Origin of the sequence: Pseudomonas sp. S49 (assembly GCF_009866785.1) — a bacterium.
In the GTDB taxonomy this organism is placed as follows: Bacteria; Pseudomonadota; Gammaproteobacteria; order Pseudomonadales; family Pseudomonadaceae; genus Aquipseudomonas.
Map to the genome: position 1 here is coordinate 5,494,174 of NZ_CP019432.1, position 20,747 is coordinate 5,514,920.

17 protein-coding genes are annotated in these 20,747 nt (G+C 61.0%); 2 read left to right on the top strand and 15 right to left on the bottom strand.

Annotated features, from left to right (window positions below; translation table 11 throughout):
- Positions 1–148 precede the first annotated feature (148 nt).
- The gene (locus PspS49_RS24155) at positions 149–1,465 is read left to right on the top strand and encodes an OprD family porin (RefSeq protein WP_160041766.1); all 1,317 of its coding nucleotides are present in this window, start codon (positions 149–151) and stop codon (positions 1,463–1,465) included.
- Between the two features lie 212 nt (positions 1,466–1,677).
- Positions 1,678–3,186, top strand: coding sequence for a sensor domain-containing diguanylate cyclase (locus tag PspS49_RS24160; RefSeq protein WP_127929705.1), 1,509 nt, complete (start codon positions 1,678–1,680; stop codon positions 3,184–3,186).
- Between the two features lie 178 nt (positions 3,187–3,364).
- Here PspS49_RS24160 and lpxC read toward each other — a convergent pair whose 3' ends face one another.
- The 15 genes from lpxC to rsmH form a co-directional block, all read right to left on the bottom strand.
- Positions 3,365–4,276 carry a UDP-3-O-acyl-N-acetylglucosamine deacetylase gene (gene lpxC / locus PspS49_RS24165; protein WP_007916984.1) on the bottom strand — a complete coding sequence of 304 codons (912 nt, stop codon included), beginning with the start codon at positions 4,274–4,276 and terminating at the stop codon, positions 3,365–3,367.
- 112 nt (positions 4,277–4,388) lie between these two features.
- The gene (ftsZ, locus tag PspS49_RS24170; RefSeq protein WP_007916986.1) at positions 4,389–5,585 is read right to left on the bottom strand and encodes a cell division protein FtsZ; all 1,197 of its coding nucleotides are present in this window, start codon (positions 5,583–5,585) and stop codon (positions 4,389–4,391) included.
- 104 nt (positions 5,586–5,689) lie between these two features.
- Positions 5,690–6,949: a cell division protein FtsA gene (gene ftsA / locus PspS49_RS24175; RefSeq protein WP_007916987.1), complete on the bottom strand. Its 1,260-nt coding sequence runs from the start codon at positions 6,947–6,949 to the stop codon at positions 5,690–5,692.
- A gap of 15 nt (positions 6,950–6,964) precedes the next feature.
- Positions 6,965–7,831, bottom strand: coding sequence for a cell division protein FtsQ/DivIB (locus PspS49_RS24180; protein ID WP_127929706.1), 867 nt, complete (start codon positions 7,829–7,831; stop codon positions 6,965–6,967).
- A gap of 4 nt (positions 7,832–7,835) precedes the next feature.
- Positions 7,836–8,795, bottom strand: a complete 960-nt coding sequence (locus PspS49_RS24185; protein ID WP_127929707.1) for a D-alanine--D-alanine ligase — start codon at positions 8,793–8,795, stop codon at positions 7,836–7,838.
- Entirely contained in the window at positions 8,792–10,252 is a 1,461-nt protein-coding gene (gene murC, locus PspS49_RS24190) for a UDP-N-acetylmuramate--L-alanine ligase (protein ID WP_127929708.1), read from the bottom strand. The genes PspS49_RS24185 and murC overlap by 4 nt, the downstream gene beginning before the upstream one ends.
- On the bottom strand, positions 10,245–11,315 hold the full coding sequence (gene murG / locus PspS49_RS24195; protein WP_150750476.1) for an undecaprenyldiphospho-muramoylpentapeptide beta-N-acetylglucosaminyltransferase: 1,071 nt from the start codon (positions 11,313–11,315) through the stop codon (positions 10,245–10,247). Before murG ends, murC begins: the two co-directional genes overlap by 8 nt.
- A complete protein-coding gene (gene ftsW, locus PspS49_RS24200; protein ID WP_174244528.1) occupies positions 11,305–12,516 on the bottom strand; it encodes a putative lipid II flippase FtsW in 1,212 nt (403 codons plus the stop codon). The genes murG and ftsW overlap by 11 nt, the downstream gene beginning before the upstream one ends.
- 2 nt (positions 12,517–12,518) lie before the next feature.
- A complete protein-coding gene (gene murD / locus PspS49_RS24205; protein ID WP_160041768.1) occupies positions 12,519–13,865 on the bottom strand; it encodes a UDP-N-acetylmuramoyl-L-alanine--D-glutamate ligase in 1,347 nt (448 codons plus the stop codon).
- Positions 13,866–13,870: 5 nt separating this feature from the next.
- Positions 13,871–14,953: a phospho-N-acetylmuramoyl-pentapeptide-transferase gene (gene mraY / locus PspS49_RS24210; RefSeq protein ID WP_007917000.1), complete on the bottom strand. Its 1,083-nt coding sequence runs from the start codon at positions 14,951–14,953 to the stop codon at positions 13,871–13,873.
- The gene (gene murF / locus PspS49_RS24215; RefSeq protein ID WP_160041770.1) at positions 14,953–16,320 is read right to left on the bottom strand and encodes a UDP-N-acetylmuramoyl-tripeptide--D-alanyl-D-alanine ligase; all 1,368 of its coding nucleotides are present in this window, start codon (positions 16,318–16,320) and stop codon (positions 14,953–14,955) included. The genes mraY and murF overlap by 1 nt, the downstream gene beginning before the upstream one ends.
- A complete protein-coding gene (locus PspS49_RS24220) occupies positions 16,313–17,776 on the bottom strand; it encodes a UDP-N-acetylmuramoyl-L-alanyl-D-glutamate--2,6-diaminopimelate ligase (RefSeq protein ID WP_160041772.1) in 1,464 nt (487 codons plus the stop codon). The genes murF and PspS49_RS24220 overlap by 8 nt, the downstream gene beginning before the upstream one ends.
- A complete protein-coding gene (locus PspS49_RS24225) occupies positions 17,776–19,515 on the bottom strand; it encodes a penicillin-binding protein 2 (protein WP_174245137.1) in 1,740 nt (579 codons plus the stop codon). Before PspS49_RS24225 ends, PspS49_RS24220 begins: the two co-directional genes overlap by 1 nt.
- The gene (ftsL, locus tag PspS49_RS24230; RefSeq protein ID WP_095123194.1) at positions 19,515–19,808 is read right to left on the bottom strand and encodes a cell division protein FtsL; all 294 of its coding nucleotides are present in this window, start codon (positions 19,806–19,808) and stop codon (positions 19,515–19,517) included. Before ftsL ends, PspS49_RS24225 begins: the two co-directional genes overlap by 1 nt.
- On the bottom strand, positions 19,805–20,746 hold the full coding sequence (rsmH, locus tag PspS49_RS24235; protein ID WP_095112441.1) for a 16S rRNA (cytosine(1402)-N(4))-methyltransferase RsmH: 942 nt from the start codon (positions 20,744–20,746) through the stop codon (positions 19,805–19,807). Before rsmH ends, ftsL begins: the two co-directional genes overlap by 4 nt.
- Position 20,747: the final 1 nt, after the last annotated feature.

The window sequence follows — 20,747 nt, forward strand, 5'->3', positions numbered from 1 at the left end:
CGTTCAACCGTCGTCATTCCAGGTCGCTGCCTTTCAGCGGCCTTTTTTCGTTGTGGTCTGAAAGCCGTTTGGTTCGTCTGTAACAACAAGAAACATCGAGCGCCTCAAAATATAGAGGCGCCAGTTGACCAAAGGAGCTCCATTGCACGTGCGTTACCCAGTCCGCGTCACCCCGCTGTTCATTGCAATTGCCGCAACGATTGCCCCTGCCGCTCACGCTGACGAGCCTGCCAAACAAGGCTTTGTCGAAGGTTCGAGCCTCAACCTCAACGCCCGCAACTACTACATGAATCGCAACCGCTTGCAGAAAGCGGACGACAACATCGAGTGGGGCCAGGGGTTTCTCGGGATTTTCAAGTCGGGTTACACCGAAGGCACGGTCGGTTTCGGCGTTGATGCCCACGCCATGCTCGGGTTGAAGCTGGATGGCGGTGGCGGCACGGACGGTTCGAGCATCCTGCCGGTCAGGGAGAGCGGCGGCAAAGCGCCGGGGGCTTTTTCCACAGCAGGTGGCACGCTGAAAATGCGCGCGTTCGATACCGAATTGAAGGCCGGTGATCTGTTCCTCACCAACCCGGTAATTGCCGGCGGTGAAACGCGCATGCTGCCGCAGACCTTTCGGGGTGTGAGCCTGACCAACCACAGCTTCGATGGCTGGTTGATTGAAGGCGGCCAGGCCAGTTTCACCAAGCCTTACAACCAGAGTGGCCACACGCGCATCGGCACTTCCTACGGGACATTGGCCGATGGCGACGAGAGCCAGCACCTGAACTGGGCCGGTGTGGCCTGGAGCGGCGTCGAAGGTCTGACCAGCAGCCTCTACGCATCCGAGCTGAAGGACATCTGGAACCAGTACTACTACGACCTCGACTACACGTGGCAGTTGAACGATCTGGTCAGCCTCAACCCGGGCCTGCATTTCTATCACACGCAAGACACCGGCGATGCGCTGCTGGGCAATATCGACAACAACACCTTCAGCGTGCATTTCACCGTTGGCGTCGGGAATCACAGCGTTACTGCCGCGTATCAGCGGGTCAACGGCAACACGCCGTTCGACTACATCAGCCAGGGCGACAGCGTTTACCTCGACAACTCCCAGCAGTATTCCGACTTCAACGGCCCGAACGAGCGCTCGTGGAAGCTCAAATACGCCTATGACTTCGCCGGTGTCGGCGTACCGGGGCTGACCTCGTCCGTGTCCTACTCGCGCGGCACCGTGGATCTGACCAAGGTCGCCGCCGACAGCAAAGGCTATTCCAACTGGTACAGCGCCGACGGCCGCAACGCCAAGCACTGGGAGCGTGATCTCGATTTGCATTACGTTGTGCAGAGCGGTCAGGCCAAAGATCTGGCGGTGCACTTGCAATGGGCGACCAACCGTGGCGGCAACGGCTACGGCGTGATTGATTCGGATACAGATGAATACCGCGTCATCATCGACTACCCGATCAACGTCTTCTAAGATCGGCGCCATAACACCGTCTTGAATTCAGTGATGCCCGCCCTGTGGGAGCGAGCCTGCTCGCGAAAGCGGTCTACCATTCGACATCCAGGTTGAATGACACAGCGCTTTCGCGAGCAGGCTCGCTCCCACATTGGGAATGGTTTCTGGTTTTGGCAGCAGTGTCTGTGCAACTACTCTTATAAGACTTCCCCCCAACCGACAGCCCAATCATGATCGCGAGCCGTACCCCACCCGTTGCGGGCAAGACCGGACGCCCCGAGCTGCTGCTGATCTGCGGCAGTTCGCTGACCGTGATCGCGATTCTGTGCATCGTCACGTTCCTGCTGATCCGCGAGCACGCCAACGCTCAGGAATCGGCGACCCGCAGCGCCACCACCATCGCGCAACTGATCGACGCCGATGTGCTGCGCACCGTCGAGTTGTACGACTTGACCCTGCAAGGCCTGATCGCCGCCGCGCAACGCGACGACCTGCAGGATGTCTCGCCGCAGATCCGTCATCTGGCGCTGTTCGACCGCTCCACCACGGCGCGCTTCAAGGGCGACATTCTGTTGCTCGACAAACACGGCGATGTGGTCGCCGACTCTTCGCGGGTCGAGCCGAAACCGGGCAACTTTGCCGACCGCGATTATTTCCTCGCCCACGCGTTCAATCGCGATGTCGGCATGTTTATCAGCCGCCCGTTCAAGACCCGTTGCGACTGCGATGAAGCCAATCAATGGCGCATCAGCTTCAGCCGACGGATTTCCTCGGACACCGGTGAGTTCGCCGGTGTGGCCGTGGCGTCGATGAAACTCGACTACTTCGATCAGTTGTTCAACAGCCTCGACATCGGTAAAGACAGCACGTTGAACATCATCGACAACGACGGCGTCCTGCTGGCGCAAAAGCCCTATTTGCAAAGCGACTCCATCGGCAAAAGCTTCGGCAACCGGCCCAACGTCATACGGATACTGCGCGACAGGAGTGGCAATGGCAGTTTCAACAGCGTTTCGAGCATCGACCATCAACAACGTCTCTATACCTATTCGCGGGTTGGCAATCTGCCGTTGATCGTGATGGTCGCGCTGTCCAGCGACGAGGTGTTCGGCACGTGGCGTCGTACCGCCCTGTTGATCAGCGGCGCCACGGGGGTGTTGTGCGTGGGGTTGCTGTGGCTGACCTGGCTGCTGGCCCGCGAGTTGCGCTTGCGTCAACGGGCCGAGCGGGAGCTGGCGCAACTGGCCGCCACCGATGCACTGACGGGGGTGGCCAACCGGCGAATGCTCGATCAAGCACTGCGTCACGAATGGTTCCGCGCCCAGCGCTCGGGCAAAGCGATGTCGGTGATGATGATCGATGCCGATCACTTCAAGGCCTTCAATGACCGGCATGGACATCAGGCTGGAGATCAGGCGCTGAAGACGCTGGCCCGTGTCATCACTGAAAATGTGCGGCGACCGGCGGATCTGGTTGCGCGTTATGGCGGAGAGGAGTTTTCGGTGATTCTCGCCGAGACTGACGGTCATGGCGCGCAGCAGATTGCCGAGCATATTCGCCAATCGGTGGAGCAGTTGCCGTTGGTAGACGGGGCCGAGCGGCCGATGACGGTGAGCATTGGCATCGCCACATGGACGGCGGCGAGTGAGATGACGCTGGAGCAGTTGCTGTTTGCGGCGGACAAGGCGTTGTATCAGGCCAAGGAAGGTGGGCGTAATCGGGTGGTGGTGGCTGCCTGAATGTTCTGGGGCGATCGCACCGACGCCTTCGCGAGCAGGCTCGCTCCCACATTTGAAATGCGTGCCCCTGTGGGAGCGAGCCTGCTCGCGAAGAGGCCAGATCAGGCACTAGAGAAATTGCAGGCATAAAAAAAGGCCATCCGAGGATGGCCTTCAAAAAACTAGAGAGGTTTTTTACTTACACAGCCGCAACAGGGCGCATGTAAGAGATTGGTGCGGTGCTGGCGTCTTCGAACGTCACCACTTCCCAAGCATCTGTCTGCTCAATCAACTTGCGCAGCAGCTGGTTGTTCAGTGCGTGGCCGGACTTGAAGCCCTTGAACTCACCAATCAGGCTGTTACCCAGCAGATACAGGTCGCCAATGGCATCGAGGATCTTGTGCTTCACGAATTCGTCTTCATAGCGAAGGCCGTCTTCGTTCAACACGCCATCGGCATCGACCACGATTGCGTTTTCAACGCTGCCGCCGAGTGCGAGGTTGTGCTTGCGCAGGTACTCGATATCACTCATGAAACCAAAGGTACGGGCGCGGCTGACTTCTTTTACGAACGAAGTGCTGGAAAAATCCACGCTTGCACTTTGGGTGCGGTCCCGGAATACCGGGTGATCGAAATCGATCTCGAAGCTCACCTTGAACCCTTCGAAAGGGACGAAAGTGGCGCGCTTGTCGCCGTCTTCCACTGTCACTTCACGCAGGATGCGGATGAATTTCTTGGCGGCGTCCTGTTCTTCCAGGCCTGCCGATTGAATCAGGAATACGAAGGGTCCAGCGCTGCCATCCATGATCGGGACTTCGGACGCGGAGAGCTCGACGTAGGCGTTATCGATGCCCAGGCCAGCCATGGCCGAGAGCAAGTGCTCTACCGTGTCCACTTTCACGTCGCCGTTAATCAGCGTCGTCGACATAGTGGTTTCACCGACGTTTTCCGCGCGGGCAGGAATCTGCACCACAGGGTCGAGGTCAGCGCGACAAAACACAATGCCAGTGTCGACAGGCGCAGGCTTGAGGGTCAGATAGACCTTCTCACCGGAGTGCAGGCCTACACCTGTGGCACGGATAATATTTTTCAGTGTGCGTTGTTTAATCATGGCTTGGGCCGCTTCAGCGCAAATTGCGAACTGGTATCAACAAAGGCTGGCGATGATAGCAGACCATGCCTTTGCTGAACACCAATCACCTTCATAGCCCTGATACATTCCATCAATCGGCCTGACGACGCAGGAAAGCCGGGATGTCCAGGTAGTCCAGATCATCTTGCGGATTCATCTTCGCGGCAGCCGCAGCACCGGCCTGAGCCTGGTTGCGCATGACGGTCGGACGGTCCAGATCACGGTAGTTGACCGCTGGCGCTTCCTGACGGGCCGCAGCCGGTTGTTGCACCTGGGCGGAAGCCATGGAGGTGTGAACGGTGTTGTCGATGACCTTCACAGGCTTCTCGATTTTCGCGCCCAGACCGGTGGCAACCACGGTTACGTGCAGCTCGTCGCGCATGTCCGGATCGATAACGGTACCGACCTTGACCATCGCGTGCTCGGAAGCGAAGGCTTCGATGATGCTACCCACGTCGGAGTACTCACCCAGAGACAGGTCAGGACCGGCGGTGATGTTCACCAGGATGCCGCGTGCGCCTTGCAGGTTCACGTCTTCCAGCAACGGGTTGCGGATCGCCGCTTCAGTGGCTTCACGTGCACGGTTCGGACCGCTGGCGCAGCCAGTGCCCATCATCGCCATGCCCATTTCGCTCATCACGGTGCGCACGTCAGCGAAGTCGACGTTGATCATGCCCGGACGCTTGATGATGTCGGAGATACCGCGAACGGCACCGGCCAGTACATCGTCAGCCTTGGCGAAAGCCGACAAGAGGCTTGCGTCTTTACCGAGGATGGTCAGCAGCTTCTCGTTAGGAATGGTGATCAACGAGTCGACGCTTTCCGAGAGCATGCGGATGCCTTCATCGGCGATCTGCATACGCTTGCGGCCTTCGAACGGGAACGGACGCGTTACGACAGCAACGGTCAGAATGCCCATTTCCTTGGCCACTTCGGCGATGATCGGTGCAGCACCGGTACCGGTACCGCCGCCCATGCCAGTGGTGATGAACACCATGTTGGTGCCCTGCAGGACTTCGGCAATGCGCTCACGGTCTTCGAGAGCGGCCTGACGACCTACTTCAGGGTTGGCGCCGGCGCCCAGACCTTTGGTCACGCCGGTGCCCAGTTGCAGAATGGTACGCGCGCCGATGTTTTTCAGCGCTTGAGCATCAGTGTTGGCGCAGATGAACTCAACGCCTTCGATGTTGCTCTTGACCATGTGATTGACAGCGTTGCCGCCGCCACCGCCAACACCGATAACTTTGATTACCGGGCTTGCGGGGATGTTGTCTACGAGTTCGAACATTTTCCCTCTCCTTACATTCTCTAGTTTTTTCGCCTACTGCTTTTTTGTTGCGGTGCATCTACTGCTACTGCTTGCCGCTCGAAGCTTGACGCTTCGAACTGCTCTTAAAAGTTGCCTTGAACCCACTTCTTCAATCGGTCCAGCAACGGCGCCTGTGGCTCTTCGTTGCTGTAGCTGTCGCGACTGCCGATGCCGGAGAACGAAACCCCGTCGGACTGCTTTTGCAGGCCGTACATCAACAAGCCAACGCCAGTGGAATAAATCGGGTTGCGCACAACGTCATCCAGGCCTTTCACACCGTGCGGCACACCGAGGCGTACCGGCATGTGGAAGATTTCTTCGGCCAGTTCAGTGGCGCCTTCCATCTTCGACGTACCGCCGGTCAGGACGATGCCCGCCGGGATCAGGTCTTCGTAGCCGCTGCGACGCAGTTCGGCCTGGATCAGGGTGAACAGTTCGTCGTAACGCGGCTCGACCACTTCGGCCAGGGCCTGACGCGACAGTTCGCGCGGTGGACGGTCGCCAACGCTTGGCACCTTGATGGTTTCACCGGCACCGGCCAGTTTCGCCAGGGCGCAGGCGTAACGGATCTTGATTTCTTCCGCGTACTGGGTCGGGGTGCGCAACGCCATGGCGATGTCATTGGTCACCTGATCACCGGCAATCGGGATCACCGCGGTGTGGCGGATCGCGCCTTCAGTGAAGATCGCGATGTCGGTGGTGCCGCCGCCGATGTCGACCAGGCACACGCCCAGTTCTTTCTCGTCGTCGGTCAGTACCGAGTACGCGGACGCCAGCTGCTCGAGAATGATGTCGTCGATTTCCAGACCGCAGCGACGCACGCATTTTTCAATGTTCTGTGCAGCGTTGACCGCGCAGGTGACTACGTGAACCTTGGCCTCCAGACGCACGCCGGACATGCCCAGAGGCTCGCGAACGCCTTCCTGGTTATCGATCACGTAATCCTGCGGCAGGGTGTGCAGCACGCGCTGGTCAGCCGGGATCGCCACGGCCTGGGCGGCATCGAGCACGCGCTCAAGGTCGGCCGAGCTGACTTCACGATCACGGATCGCGACGATGCCATGGGAGTTCAGGCTGCGGATGTGATTGCCCGCCACGCCGACGAACGCCGAGTGAATGCGGCAGCCCGCCATCAGTTGGGCTTCTTCGATCGCGCGCTGGATCGATTGCACGGTGGACTCGATGTTCACCACCACGCCCTTCTTCAGGCCACGGGACGGATGGGTACCGATCCCGACGATTTCCAGCGAGCCGTCGTCGGAAACCTCGCCGACCAGCGCCACCACCTTGGAGGTGCCGATATCGAGACCGACGATCATTTTGCCGCTTTGCACGTTTGCCATGGGTCCTGCCTCTTCTTAATTCTTTGCGACAGCGGGTTGGGCTGTCGTCGGCGCTACAGGTTCCCGCCAGCCAACAGCGAGGCCGTTGGCGTAGCGCAGATCGATGCGCGCAATGTTCGTAATCTGGTCTTTAAGCGTCTTGTCATAGATGGCGATAAAGCGGCGCATCTTTTCCACCAGGTTGCCGCGTCCCAGCAGCAACTCGATGCCGGGGCCAGAACTGCCGGCACCGGTGGTCAGGAACCAGCTTCCGCGTTCACGCAGTTCCAGGCGTGCGATCGAGAAGCCCAACGGCCGCAGCATCTGGCTCAGCACCTGATACTGCTGCATCACTTGCTGCTGGGCCCGCTGTGGGCCGAACAGCTGTGGCAGGTGTTCGTAGTTCGCCAGTTCCTTGGGCGTAAATGCCTGGCCTTGGTTGTTCAGTAACGACTCGTCGCCCCAACGCGCCACCGGCAGTTGCTCTTCGAGGCGGATCACCACTTGGTCCGGCCATACCCGACGTACTTCGGCATGGGCGATCCATGGCATCTGCTCAAGCTCGGTGCGCATGCCGGCCAGGTCGATGGTGAAGAAGCTCGACGCCACAAACGGGGCGATCCGCTGCTGCACCGCTTGCTGGCTGATGTAGCTCAGGTCGCCCTGCACGGCGATCTTGGTGATCGGCCGGTCGGCGTACGGCAGCAGACGCGTTGCACCTTCGTAAGTACCAAAGCCCAGCGCGACCAGCAGCACCGGCCAGAACAGACTTTTCAGAAAACCAAAATTGGCTTTCGGCAGGCGCGCGGACATCGGCTCTTTCGCCACCATGCGGCTGGCACCCCGCGGCACCGGCTTGCGGCCGGGTGCGGGAGGCTGATGTCGGAGCTGAGCGCCTTGCATCGTCTTAACCTCGAGCGTCTTCAACACTGGCGGCCAGAATGGCCAGAACCAGTTGCTGGAAATCCAGACCGGCCGCACGCGCGGCCATCGGCACCAGACTGTGATCGGTCATGCCCGGAGCGGTATTCACTTCCAGAAACCAGAACTGCCCGTCAGCGTCCTGCATCACGTCCGCCCTGCCCCAACCGGCAATACCCAGCGCCTCACAGGCCTTGGCCGTGAGATCCATGAGTTGCTGTTCCTTGGCGGCATCCAGCCCGCACGGAATGCGGTACTGGGTATCGTTGGCGATGTACTTGGCGTCGTAGTCGTAGAACGTGTGCGGTGTACCCAGGGCGATAGGAGGCAACACCTGGTCACGCAGGGTGGCGATGGTGAACTCCGGACCTTGAATCCATTGCTCAACCAAGACTTGCGAATCGTAGGTACTGGCCGCTTTCCATGCGTCGATCAACTCGGACGCAGAACTCACTTTGGCCATCCCGATACTTGAACCTTCATGCGCCGGTTTGACGATCAAAGGGAAGCCCAGTTCCGTCGCCGCCGAAATACAATCGGCTTCGCTGCACAGCACGGCGTGACGCGGCGTCGGAATCCCGAGGCTGTGCCAGACCTGCTTGGTGCGCAGTTTGTCCATCGCCAGGGCCGAAGCCAGAATGCCACTGCCGGTGTACGGAATGCCCGCCACTTCGAGCAGGCCCTGCATGGAGCCGTCTTCACCGCCACGACCGTGGAGAATGATGAACGCGCGGTCGATCTTTTCGCTGAGCAGACGTTGCAGAATGTCCTCGCCAACGTCGATGCCGAACGCGTCCACGCCAGCGCTTTGCAGCGCCTCGAGCACGGCGTTACCGGATTTCAGCGAAACCTCACGCTCGGCACTCAGGCCGCCGAAGAGCACGGCGACGCGGCCGAAGTCTTTCGGCGCGATCGTGGAAAACAGCTTGGCGTAGGCAGCAGTCATTTCAACTTCCCCTCGACCGGCGCCGCCACGGCGCCAGCGAACAATTCACTTTTCAACAGCTTCGGCGCGAGACCGCCGATATCACCAGCGCCCTGACACAACAGGATGTCGCCGGCACGCAGCAGCGGCTTGACCAACGGCGCCAGATCGACGCCACGCTCGATGTAGATCGGGTCGAGCTGACCGCGCTGGCGGATGCTGTTGCACAGCTTGCGGCTGTCGGCGCCCGGAATCGGCTCTTCGCCGGCCGGATAGACTTCCATCAACAGCAACACGTTGGCGTCGGCCAGCACATTGACGAAATCGTCGTACAGATCGCGGGTGCGGCTGTAACGGTGCGGCTGATACACCATCACCAGACGGCGCTCCGGCCAGCCACCGCGTACGGCTTTGATCACAGCCGCGACTTCAGTCGGGTGGTGACCGTAGTCATCGACCAGCATCACGTTGCCGCCGTCCACCGGCAGTTCGCCGTAGACCTGAAAGCGTCGACCAACACCCTGGAAGCCCGACAGGCCCTGGACGATGGCTTCATCGCTGACGCCTTCGTCGGTGGCGATGCAGATGGTCGCCAGCGAGTTGAGTACGTTGTGGTTGCCCGGCATGTTCACGGACACGTCCAGCGGCTCGCGGTCAGGACGCAGCACGGTGAAGAAGGTCTGCATGCCTTGCTGACGAACATTGATCGCGCGCACGTCAGCGTCTTCGCTGAAGCCGTAGGTCACGGTCGGACGCTTCACCAGCGGCAGGATTTCGCGCACTACAGGATCGTCCAGGCACATCACGGCCAAACCGTAGAACGGCAGGTTGTGCAGGAACTCGACGAAGGTTTTCTTCAGTTTGTTGAAGTCACCGTCGTAGGTCGCCATGTGGTCGGCGTCGATGTTGGTGACCACGGCCACCAGCGGTTGCAGGTGCAGGAAGCTCGCATCGCTTTCATCGGCTTCGGCGATCAGGTAACGACTGGTGCCGAGCTGGGCATTGGTACCCGCGGCATTCAGACGACCACCAATCACGAAGGTCGGGTCCAGACCACCCGCCGCGAACACCGAAGCGATCAGGCTGGTGGTGGTGGTTTTGCCGTGCGTGCCGGCGACGGCGATGCCGTGGCGATAACGCATCAGTTCAGCGAGCATCTCGGCACGCGGCACCACTGGAATACGACGCTCAAGGGCAGTCGCGACTTCCGGGTTGGAAGTGTTCACAGCGCTCGACACCACCAGCACATCGGCGGTCGCGGCGTTCTCGGCACGGTGGCCGATGTAGATCTGTGCGCCGAACGATTCCAGACGCTCGGTGACCGGCGAAGCTTTCAGGTCGGAACCGGAGACTTCATAACCCAGGTTCAACAACACTTCGGCAATGCCGCACATGCCCACGCCGCCGATGCCGACGAAGTGGATGCGACGGATGCGGCGCATTTCCGGTTGCGGCATGGCTTTCTGATTCTCAACCATGGGCCACCTCCAGACAGGTATCGACCACGCTACGGGTGGCATCGGGTTTCGCCAGACGGCGGGCCGCTTGGGCCATATCTTCGAGTCGTTGCGGTTGCATCAAGACCTCTGTCAGGCGCGCGGCAAGGTCCGCGGCACCAGTCGTTCTTTGCGGCATCAGGAAGGCAGCGCCTTCACGGGCCAAATAATCGGCGTTGCGGGTCTGGTGATCGTCGATCGCGTGGGGCAAAGGCACCAGCATCGAGGGCAGACCGGCGGCAGCCAGCTCACTGATGGTCAACGCGCCTGCGCGGCACACCACCAGGTCAGCCCAGCCATAGGCCTGGGCCATGTCTTTGATGAACGGCTGCACCTGCGCATCGACGCCGGCGGCGCGGTAGCGCTCTGCAGTCACTTCATCGTGGTTTTTGCCGGCCTGATGGAACACTTCCGGGCGCAAATCGGTAGCGACTTGGGCCAGGGCTTCAGGCAGCAACTTGTTCAACGGTTCTGCGCCAAGGCTTCCGCCGAGGATCAGCAAACGCGCTTTGCGACCGGCCAGAGCAGGTCGCGATGTGTCGAGGAACAGCTCGCTGCGCACCGGGTTTCCGGTGGTACGGCGGGTGTCCGACAGAGTAAAGGTGTCGGGGAACGCTTCACACACCCGGGCGGCGAACGGCACCAGCAACCGATTGGCGGTGCCGGCCACGGCGTTCTGCTCGTGAACGATCACCGGCACGCCAGCCAGTTTCGCGGCAAGGCCACCGGGACCAGTCACATAACCACCGAAGCCGACCACACACACCGGTTTCAAGCGACGGATGATTGCCCGCGCCTGCCACACCGATTTCAGCAGCATGAACGGCGCCTTGAGCAGCGACAGCTTGCCCTTCCCGCGCAGGCCGGTGGCGTTGATGCGGTGCAGTTCCAGCCCTGCGGCCGGCACCAGTTCGTTCTCGATCCCGCGTGGCGTGCCGAGCCAGTGCACGGTGTAGCCGCGCGCCTGAAACTCGCGGGCACAGGCCAGCGCCGGGAACACGTGGCCGCCGGTGCCGCCGGCCATGATCAATACGTTAGCGCCCATGATTCGGCTCCTCAGCGAAGTCGCTCTCATGGAATTCCATTTCTTCACTGCCCAGGTGGGTTCGACTCTCCCACTCGATCCTCAGCAATAAGCCGAGACAGGCACAGCAGATCACCAACGAACTGCCGCCGTAACTGAGGAACGGCAAGGTCAGACCTTTGGTTGGCAGCAGGCCGACGTTCACGCCGATGTTGATCAGGAACTGACCAATCCACAGGAACGACAAACCGTACGCAACATAAGCGGCGAAGAACTGTTTGGCTTTCTCCGCCCACAAGCCGATGTACATGCCGCGAATACACACGAACACGAACAGCGCGACGGTGCACAGCGAACCGACCGCGCCGAGTTCTTCAGCCAATACCGAGAACACGAAGTCGGTGTGCGCTTCCGGCAGGTAGAACTGCTTCTGCACGCTGTTGCCCAGACCGACGCCCAGCCATTCGCCGCGACCGAAAGCGATCAAGGCTTGCGACAACTGATAACCAGCGCCGAACTGGTCAGCCCACGGGTCAGCGAAGTTGGTCAGACGCGCCATTCGATACGGCTGCATCTGGATCAACAGCACCACGGCGCCGACCGCCAATACCACCATCAGCGAGAAGCGGAACAGCCCGACCCCGCCAAGGAATAGCATCGCCGCCGCAGCGCCCATCATCACCACGGTGGCACCGAAGTCCGGCTCCATCAGCAACAGACCGGCCATTGGCAGCAGCACGATGAATGGCTTGAAGAAGCCCATCCAGCTCTCGCGCACTTCTTTCTGACGGCGCACCAGATAACCGGCGAGGTAGATCACCACGAACACTTTGGCGATTTCCGACGGCTGCACGTTGAAGAAGCTGAAACCGATCCAGCGCATCGAACCGTTCACTTCGCGACCGATGCCGGGGATGATCACCATCACCAGCAAGCCGAACGCACCGATCAGCATCAGCCAGCCGAGACGTTGCCAGGTGGCGATCGGAATCATCATGGTGACGATGCACGCGCCCAGGCCCAGAACCACATAAATAAGGTGGCGAATCATGTAATACAGCGGACTGCCCGACTGCGCGGCTGCCACTTCGGTGGACGCCGAGGCAATCATGATCAGGCCGAGACCGAGCAGCGCCAGGCAACCGGCGAGCATCGGGAAATCGAGATCGATGCCGCGCCCGGTGATGATCGGCGACGGATACGGCTTGATGATATTGAACAGACTCATGCCAGTTCCTCCACAGCGCGGACGAACTGGTGACCACGGTCTTCATAGTTCTTGAACATGTCGAAACTGGCGCAGGCCGGCGACAGCAGCACCACATCACCCGGCTGGGCGGCGGCGCGGCATTGCGCAACGGCGTCAATCAGCGAGGTCGCGCGAATCAACGGCACGCCGTCGCCGATGGCTGCGCCGATCTTGTCGGAGTCGCGGCCCATCAGGATCACGGCGCGGCAGTTGGCCGCCACCGGATCACGCAAGTCGTTGAATTCGGCGCCCTTGCCATCGCCACCGGCGATCAGGATGACCTTGCCGTCGATGTCCGCGCCCAAGCCTTCGATGGCGGCCAGAGCGGCGCCGACGTTGGTGGCTTTCGAATCGTTGTAATACGCCACGCCGTCGAGATCACGTACCCACTGGCAGCGATGTTCGAGGCCGGCAAACGTGCGCAGGGCCGAGAGCATGGCGTCGAACGGCAAGCCCACGGCATGCCCCAGCGCCAATGCCGCGAGGGCGTTGGACTGGTTATGTGCGCCGCGAATCTTCAGCTCACGCACCGGCATCAGGTTCTGGAATTCGAAGGCCAGGTATTTCTCGCCGTCTTCTTCGCGGATACCGAAGGCTTTGAAATCCGGTTTGGTCAGACCGAAGGTCCAGCACGGCTGGCCCTCGCCCATCAACGGACGGGTCAGCGCATCCTGACGGTTGACCACAAACTGCTTCGCGCCACGGAAAATCCGGTGCTTGGCCAGGTGGTACGCCGGCAGGCCGCTGTAGCGATCCATGTGGTCTTCGCTGATGTTCAGCACGGTGGCCACTTCAGCGTTGAGCTGGTCGGTGGTTTCCAGTTGGAAACTCGACAGTTCCATCACGTACAGCTCGACGTCGTCGCTGAGCAGATCCAGCGCCGGAGTACCGAGATTGCCGCCGACGGCGACGCGTTTGCCGGCCGCAGCCGCCATCTCGCCGACCAGGGTGGTGACGGTGCTTTTCGCGTTGGAACCGCTGATGGCGACGATCGGCGCCCGCGCGTTACGCGCGAACAGCTCGATGTCGCCGGACAGTTTCACGCCACGGGCCGCGGCGGCTTGCAGGGCCGGGGTCGCCAGCGCCAGGCCGGGGCTCACGTAGAGCTCGTCGGCGCGGCACAGGAATTCGACGTCCAGCTCGCCACAACGCACTTCCACGTGCGGATAGTCACGCTTGAGCGTGGCCAGTTCCGGTGGATTTTCCCGCGTGTCTGCCACGGCAAACGACGTGCCCCGGTTCGCCAGGAAGCGAACCAGGGACATGCCGCTCTTGCCGAGGCCGACAACGATGCGGAAGTGGTCAGAAGCGATCAGAGACACTCGTTCTACCTCAGCTTCAGGGTGGCAAGGCCGATCAGCACGAGAATCACGGTGATGATCCAGAAGCGGACAATCACGCGCGGCTCGGGCCAGCCCTTGAGTTCAAAATGGTGGTGGATCGGTGCCATGCGGAACACACGGCGACCGGTCAGCTTAAAGGACGCAACCTGAATGACGACTGACAGGGTTTCCATCACGAACACGCCGCCCATGATGAACAGGACGATTTCCTGACGGACGATCACCGCGATGGTGCCCAGTGCCGCACCGAGTGCCAGCGCACCGACGTCACCCATGAACACTTGCGCCGGATAGGTGTTGAACCACAGGAAACCGAGACCGGCACCGATCAGCGCGCCGCAGAACACGATCAGCTCACCCGCGCCCGGCACGTAGGGAATCAGCAGGTACTCAGCGAATTTCACGTTACCCGACAGGTAGCAGAAAATGCCGAGGCCGCCGCCAACCATCACGGTCGGCATGATCGCCAGACCGTCGAGGCCGTCAGTCAGGTTGACCGCATTGCTCGAACCGACGATCACAAAGTAAGTCAGCACGATGAAGCCCAGGCCCAGCGGAATGCTGTAATCCTTGAGCATCGGCAGAATCAGCGTGGTTTCCACCGGCGTGGAAGCTGTCATATAAAGGAAGATCGCCGCGCCGAGGCCGAACACCGACTGCCAGAAGTACTTCCAGCGGCTCGGCAGGCCACGCGAGTTCTTCTCGATGACTTTGCGGTAATCGTCAACCCAACCGATGGCGCCGAACAGCAGGGTCACCAGCAAAACAGTCCAGACGTAGCGGTTGCTCAGGTCAGCCCAAAGCAAAGTGCTGACGCCGATCGAAGACAGAATCAGTGCGCCGCCCATGGTCGGGGTGCCCGACTTGGACAGGTGCGATTGCGGACCATCGTTACGAACGGACTGGCCGATCTGACGGTTCTGCAAAGTGCGGATCATCCACGGGCCATAGCACAGCGACAAAACCAGCGCGGTCAGCACACCGAGAATCCCGCGCAGGGTCAGGTACTGAAAGACCGCGAAGCCTTTGTAGAACTGTTGCAGATACTCCGCTAGCAGCAGCAGCATTAATGTTTCTCCAGACTGGACCCGCACAGAGCCGCAACGATGTTTTCCATCGCTGCACTGCGCGAACCCTTGATCAAAATGGTGGTGTTTGTGTCCTGCTCGGCGTCGAGGGCCTGAATCAGTTCGGCTTGGCTGCCGAAGTGATGCGCCTGTTCACCGAAAGCGTTTACGGCGTGAACCATGTTTGGCCCAACGGCATAAAGCGCGGAAACCTTGCCCCGGGCGTACTCGCCCACGTCGCGGTGCCCCTGCTCCGCCCAATCGCCCAACTCGCCGATATCTCCGAGCACCAGGACGGTGCGGCCGGAAAAGCCGGCGAGTATATCAACGGCCGCGCACATCGAGGTGGGGTTTGCGTTGTAAGTGTCATCGATCACGCGCATACCGTTTTTCGCCAGTTGCGCGACGGTGCGACCCTTGACCGGTTGCACGGCGCCAAGCCCGGTGGCGATGCCGAACAGCGACACGCCCAAGGCGTGAGCGGCAGCGGCGGCGGCCATGGAATTGGCGACGTTGTGCGTGCCGAGCAGGTTCAGTTGAACGCGCTCGACACCTTCAGGTGTGTGCAGATTGAAGGCCGGGCAACCACGGGCATCGGTGCTCAGGTCGCTGGCGTAGAAGTCCGCCTGAGTGTTGCTCAGGGCGAAAGTCAGCACCTTGCGAGCGCCCGCACGGGTCTTCCAGATACCGAAGGCCTTGTCATCGAGGTTGAGCACGGCGACGCCGTCGGCCGCCAGCCCGTCGATGATTTCGCCTTTGGCTTCGACGATTTTTTCCGGCCCGCCAAACTCACCGACGTGCGCGGTGCCGGCGTTATTCAGGATCGCCACGTGCGGCTTGGTCAGGCCGACGGTATAAGCGATTTCACCCAGACGCGAGGCGCCCAGTTCGATCACCGCCGAAGTGTGTTCCGGGGCCAGTTCGAGCAGGGTCAGCGGTGCGCCGAGGTCGTTGTTCAGATTGCCACGGGTCGCCAGCACCGGACCGCGCGTGCGCAGGATGCTCGCGAGCATTTCCTTGACCGTGGTCTTGCCGCTGGAGCCAGTGATGGCAGCGACTGGCTGAGTGAACGCGGCACGGTTCAACGCGCCCAACTGGCCGAGGGCCTGACGGGTGTCTTTGACCAGCAGTTGCGGCAGCGTGCTGTCGGCGACTTCACGCTCGACCAGCGCGGCAACGGCGCCTTTGCCAGCGACATCGTTCAAATAGTCATGACCGTCGAAGCGCGGCCCGGTCAACGCAATAAACAGTTGGCCTGGCTGGATCGCGCGACTGTCGATGCTGACGCCGTCGAAGCTGGCATCGGCGGCGATCAAACGGGCGTCGAGCGCGTTGGTCAGTTCGCTGAGTTTGAGGGCCTTAAGCATGGGCCACCTCCCAAGCGGTCAGGGCGTGATCGGCCTCGACCAGATCAGAGAAGGCATGACGCACGCCGTTGATTTCCTGATAGTCCTCGTGACCTTTACCGGCCAGGACAATCACGTCTTCGGCGGACGCGCCAGCGACCAGTTGCGCAATCGCCTGACCACGGCCCGCAACGAAGGTGACTTTATCCACAGCCGTGAAACCGGCGCGGATGTCATCGAAAATCACTGCCGGATCTTCAGTGCGCGGGTTGTCGTCGGTGACCAGCACCTGATCGGCCAGACGCTCGACCACTTCGGCCATCAATGGACGTTTGCCACGATCACGATCACCGCCGCAGCCGAACAGGCACAGCAGCTGACCTTTGACGTGCGGGCGCAACGCGGTCAGTACTTTTTCCAGCGCGTCCGGGGTGTGGGCGTAATCGACCACCACCAACGGCTGCGTACCACCACCCAGACGCTGCATGCGACCGGCCGGGCCTTCGAGTTTCGGCAGTACTTTGAGAATTTCGTCGAGCGCGTAATCCAGACCGAGCAGCGCGCCGACTGCCGCCAGAACGTTGCTCAGGTTGAAGCGACCGAGCAGTGTGCTGCGCAGATGATGCTCGCCCTGCGGCGTCACCAATGTGGCGCGCACACCGTGGTCGTCAAACTGCGCTTCGCGGCAGAACAGGTACGCGCTGCTGTCGAGCAGGCTGTAGGTGATCAGGCGCGATTCACGTTTTTCAGCGGCCAGTTGCCGGCCGAAATCGTCGTCGAGGTTGACCACGCGGCACTTCAGATCATTCCAGGCGAACAGCTTGGCCTTGGCCTCGGCGTACGCCTCCATGCTGCCGTGATAATCCAGATGATCGCGGGACAGGTTGGTCATCACCGCGACATCGAATGCCAAAGCAGTGACGCGGCCCTGATCCAGACCGTGGGACGAGACTTCCATGGCTACGGCTTTGGCCCCGGCCTTTTTCAGGTCGCCCAACGTCGCTTGCACGGCGATCGGGTTTGGCGTGGTGTGCAGACCGCTTTGCAGTGCGCCATAGAAGCCGGAACCCAAGGTGCCGACGATGCCGCAATGCTGACCGAGCAGATCGAGTGCCTGCGCGACCAATTGGGTCACGCTGGTCTTGCCGTTGGTGCCGGTCACGCCAATCAGATTCAGGTGATGACTTGGCTCACCGTAAAAACGCCCGGCGATGTCCGACAGCTGTGCCGCCAGGCCTTTGACCGGAATCAGCGGCACGTCGGTGATCGGCAGCACGGTGGCGCCTTCCACTTCATAGGCCACCGCCGCCGCGCCACGTTGCAGGGCATCGGCAATGTGCGCACGGCCATCGAATTTTCCGCCAGGCACGGCGAGGAACAGATCGCCCGCGCGTACGTTGCGGCTGTCCAGCGCCAATTCACGGATCAACAGATCGTGGCCGGCGTGGGGGAATATCTTGTTCAGACTTAATGACATCAGCCGCGCCCTCCATTGGCTTTCAGCGGAACGACCGGGGTAGCGTTGGCTTGTTGCGTCGTCGGCAGGTTGTCCGGCGTTACGTTCATCAGGCGCAGGGTGCCGGACATCACACGGCTGAACACCGGCGCGGAAACCAGACCACCGAAGTAACCGGCCTTGGACGGCTCATCGATCACCACAACAATCGCGTAACGCGGATCGCTCATCGGGCCGAAACCGGCGAACAGCGAGCGGTAAGAGTTTTCCGCGTAGCCCTTGGTGCCCACCGAAGTCTTACGCGCGGTACCCGACTTGCCCGCCACGTGATACGCCGGCACCTGCGCACGGAACACGCCGCGCGGCGCTTCGATCACCTGGGTGAGCATGCCTTGCAGGGTTTTCGCGACGGCTTCCGGCAGCACTTGCGTGGTCTGCGGCGGCTTGTCGGTTTTGATCAGGGTCAGCGGTGCGAGACGACCGTTGTTGGCCAGTGCCGAGAACGCGTGGACGAGTTGAATCGCGGTCACGGAAATACCGTAGCCGTAAGAAAGCGTTGCGGTTTCAGCCTTGCGCCAATCGCGGTAGTTCGGCAGGTTGCCGACACGTTCGCCCGGGAAGCCGAGGCCGGTATCCTGGCCGAGGCCGACTTTCTGCGCGAGGCGGAAAATCGTTTCGCCGCCGATGTCGAACGCGACCTTACTCATGCCGACGTTACTGGAATTGATCAGGATGCCGGTCAGGTCGAGCACCGGACCTTCGCTCTTGGAGACGTCCTTGATCGTGTACTTGCCGATCTGCAGGGAGCCCGGATACACCTCGACGGTGTCGCTCGGTTTCCAGCGGCCGGTTTCGATTGCAGCGGCCATCGAGATGGCTTTCATGGTCGAACCCGGTTCGAACACGTCGATCATCGCGCGGTTACGCATCATTGCCGGCTGCAGGTTGCGACGGTTGTTCGGGTTGTAGGTCGGCTGGTTGACCATGGCCAGAATCTCGCCGGTCTTGACGTCCATGATCACCAGACTGCCGGCCTTGGCGCCGTTCTCGATGATCGCGTTACGCAGTTCGCGGTTGGCCAGATATTGCAGACGCAGGTCAATGGACAACGCCAAGGGCTTGCCGGCCTTGGCGTTTTTGGTGACTTGGACATCCTTGATCAGCCGACCGCGCCGATCCTTGATGACCTGTCGTTTGCCCGGCACCCCGGCGAGCCATTCGTCATAGGCCAGTTCGACACCTTCACGACCGTGGTCATCGATGTCAGTAAAACCGACCATGTGCGCAGTGACTTCACCGGCCGGGTAGAACCGGCGGAATTCTTCGATGCCATAAACGCCCGGCACTTTCAGATCGAGCACAGCCTGGCCCTGCTCGGGGGTCAGCCCGCGCACCAGATAAATGAATTCTTTGTTGGCCTGGGCTTCGAGGCGTTCGGTCAGGGCTTTCGGATCCTGACCCAGCGCGGCGGCGAGTGCCGGCCACTTCTCTTTAGCCGTTTGCATTTCCTTGGCGTTGGCCCACAGCGTAGTCACCGGGGTACTCACGGCCAACGGCTCGCCGTTACGGTCGGTGATCAGACCACGGTGAGCGGGAATCGGAATGTGACGCAGGCTGCGCGCGTCGCCCTGACCTTTGAGGAAGTCACGGTCAACCACTTGCAGGTCAATGATGCGCCAGCAGATCGCCGCGACCATGATGCCGAGCAGCGCCACCATCAGGCGGAAGCGCCATGGGAACAGTGCGCCTTCGAGTTTCATCATGGCGCCACCATCTTCACGTCAGCCGCGCCAGGGATATGCATTTTCAGTTGTTCGGTGGCCAGCACTTCGATACGGCTGTGCGCGGTCCAGGTGCTCTGTTCGAGAATCAGACGACCCCACTCGGCCTGCGCCTTGTCGCGCACGCTGAGTTCGTTATAAAGGGTGTTGAGCAACTGCCGGTTCCAGTGCGCGCTGTACGACACGGCGATGGCCGAGACGAGCACGCCGACAAACAGCAGCAGCATCAGAAAGCTGCCGCCGGGCAGTGGCTTGGCGAAAAGCTTGCTCACCGCAGCTTCTCCGCGACGCGCATGACGGCGCTACGGGAACGTGGGTTGGCTTTGAGTTCGGCGTCGGAGGCCGTCTGCGCTTTGCCATGGATTTTGATTTTCGGTTCGAACGCGACATGGCGAACCGGCAGGTTGCGCGGCAGGTTGTCGGCTTCGCCTTTCACCAGCTTGCGCATGAACAGTTTGACGATGCGGTCTTCCAGCGAGTGGAAGCTGATCACCACCAGACGGCCGCCAACTTCCAGAGCGTCCAGTGCGGCTTCGAGGCCGGCTTCCAGATCACCCAGTTCGTTGTTGACGTGAATGCGCAAACCCTGGAATGCACGGGTGGCCGGGTTCTTGCCCTTTTCCCATGCCGGGTTGGCGACTTTCAATACTTCGGCCAGATCGGCAGTGCGCTCGAACGGTTTGATATCGCGGCGCTCGGCGACGGCGCGCGCCATGCGACCGGAGAAACGTTCTTCGCCATATTCCTTGAACACCCGGGCGATTTCCTCAGCCGGCGCGGTGTTGACGAATTCGGCAGCGCTGATGCCACGGGACGGATCCATGCGCATGTCCAGCGGGCCATCGTTGAGGAAACTGAAGCCGCGTTCAGCGTCGTCGAGCTGCGGCGAAGACACGCCGAGGTCGAGCAGAATGCCGCTGACCTTGCCGCTCAGACCTTGCTCGGCAACCACCGAACCGAGCTCGGCAAAGCTGCGCTGCACAACGACAAAGCGGCCGTCTTCGGCCGCTAGCGTTTGCCCGGTGGCAATCGCTTGTGGATCTTTGTCGAATCCGATGAGCCGACCGTCCGTGCCGAGCTGGCTGAGGATCAGCCGGCTGTGTCCGCCGCGCCCGAACGTACCGTCCAGATAGCAGCCATCAGGACGTACGGCGAGAGCCTCGACGGCTTCGTCAAGCAGTACGGTGATGTGGTTAAAGCCGCTATCAATA

Coding starts and splice junctions, on each gene's coding strand:
- PspS49_RS24160 (WP_127929705.1), top strand. CDS start 1,678: ATGATCGCGAGCCGTACCCCACCCGTTGCGGGCAAGACCGGACGCCCC.
- lpxC (WP_007916984.1), bottom strand. CDS start 4,276: ATGATTAAACAACGCACACTGAAAAATATTATCCGTGCCACAGGTGTA.
- ftsZ (WP_007916986.1), bottom strand. CDS start 5,585: ATGTTCGAACTCGTAGACAACATCCCCGCAAGCCCGGTAATCAAAGTT.
- ftsA (WP_007916987.1), bottom strand. CDS start 6,949: ATGGCAAACGTGCAAAGCGGCAAAATGATCGTCGGTCTCGATATCGGC.
- PspS49_RS24180 (WP_127929706.1), bottom strand. CDS start 7,831: ATGCAAGGCGCTCAGCTCCGACATCAGCCTCCCGCACCCGGCCGCAAG.
- PspS49_RS24185 (WP_127929707.1), bottom strand. CDS start 8,795: ATGACTGCTGCCTACGCCAAGCTGTTTTCCACGATCGCGCCGAAAGAC.
- murC (WP_127929708.1), bottom strand. CDS start 10,252: ATGGTTGAGAATCAGAAAGCCATGCCGCAACCGGAAATGCGCCGCATC.
- murG (WP_150750476.1), bottom strand. CDS start 11,315: ATGGGCGCTAACGTATTGATCATGGCCGGCGGCACCGGCGGCCACGTG.
- mraY (WP_007917000.1), bottom strand. CDS start 14,953: ATGCTGCTGCTGCTAGCGGAGTATCTGCAACAGTTCTACAAAGGCTTC.
- murF (WP_160041770.1), bottom strand. CDS start 16,320: ATGCTTAAGGCCCTCAAACTCAGCGAACTGACCAACGCGCTCGACGCC.
- PspS49_RS24220 (WP_160041772.1), bottom strand. CDS start 17,776: ATGTCATTAAGTCTGAACAAGATATTCCCCCACGCCGGCCACGATCTG.
- PspS49_RS24225 (WP_174245137.1), bottom strand. CDS start 19,515: ATGAAACTCGAAGGCGCACTGTTCCCATGGCGCTTCCGCCTGATGGTG.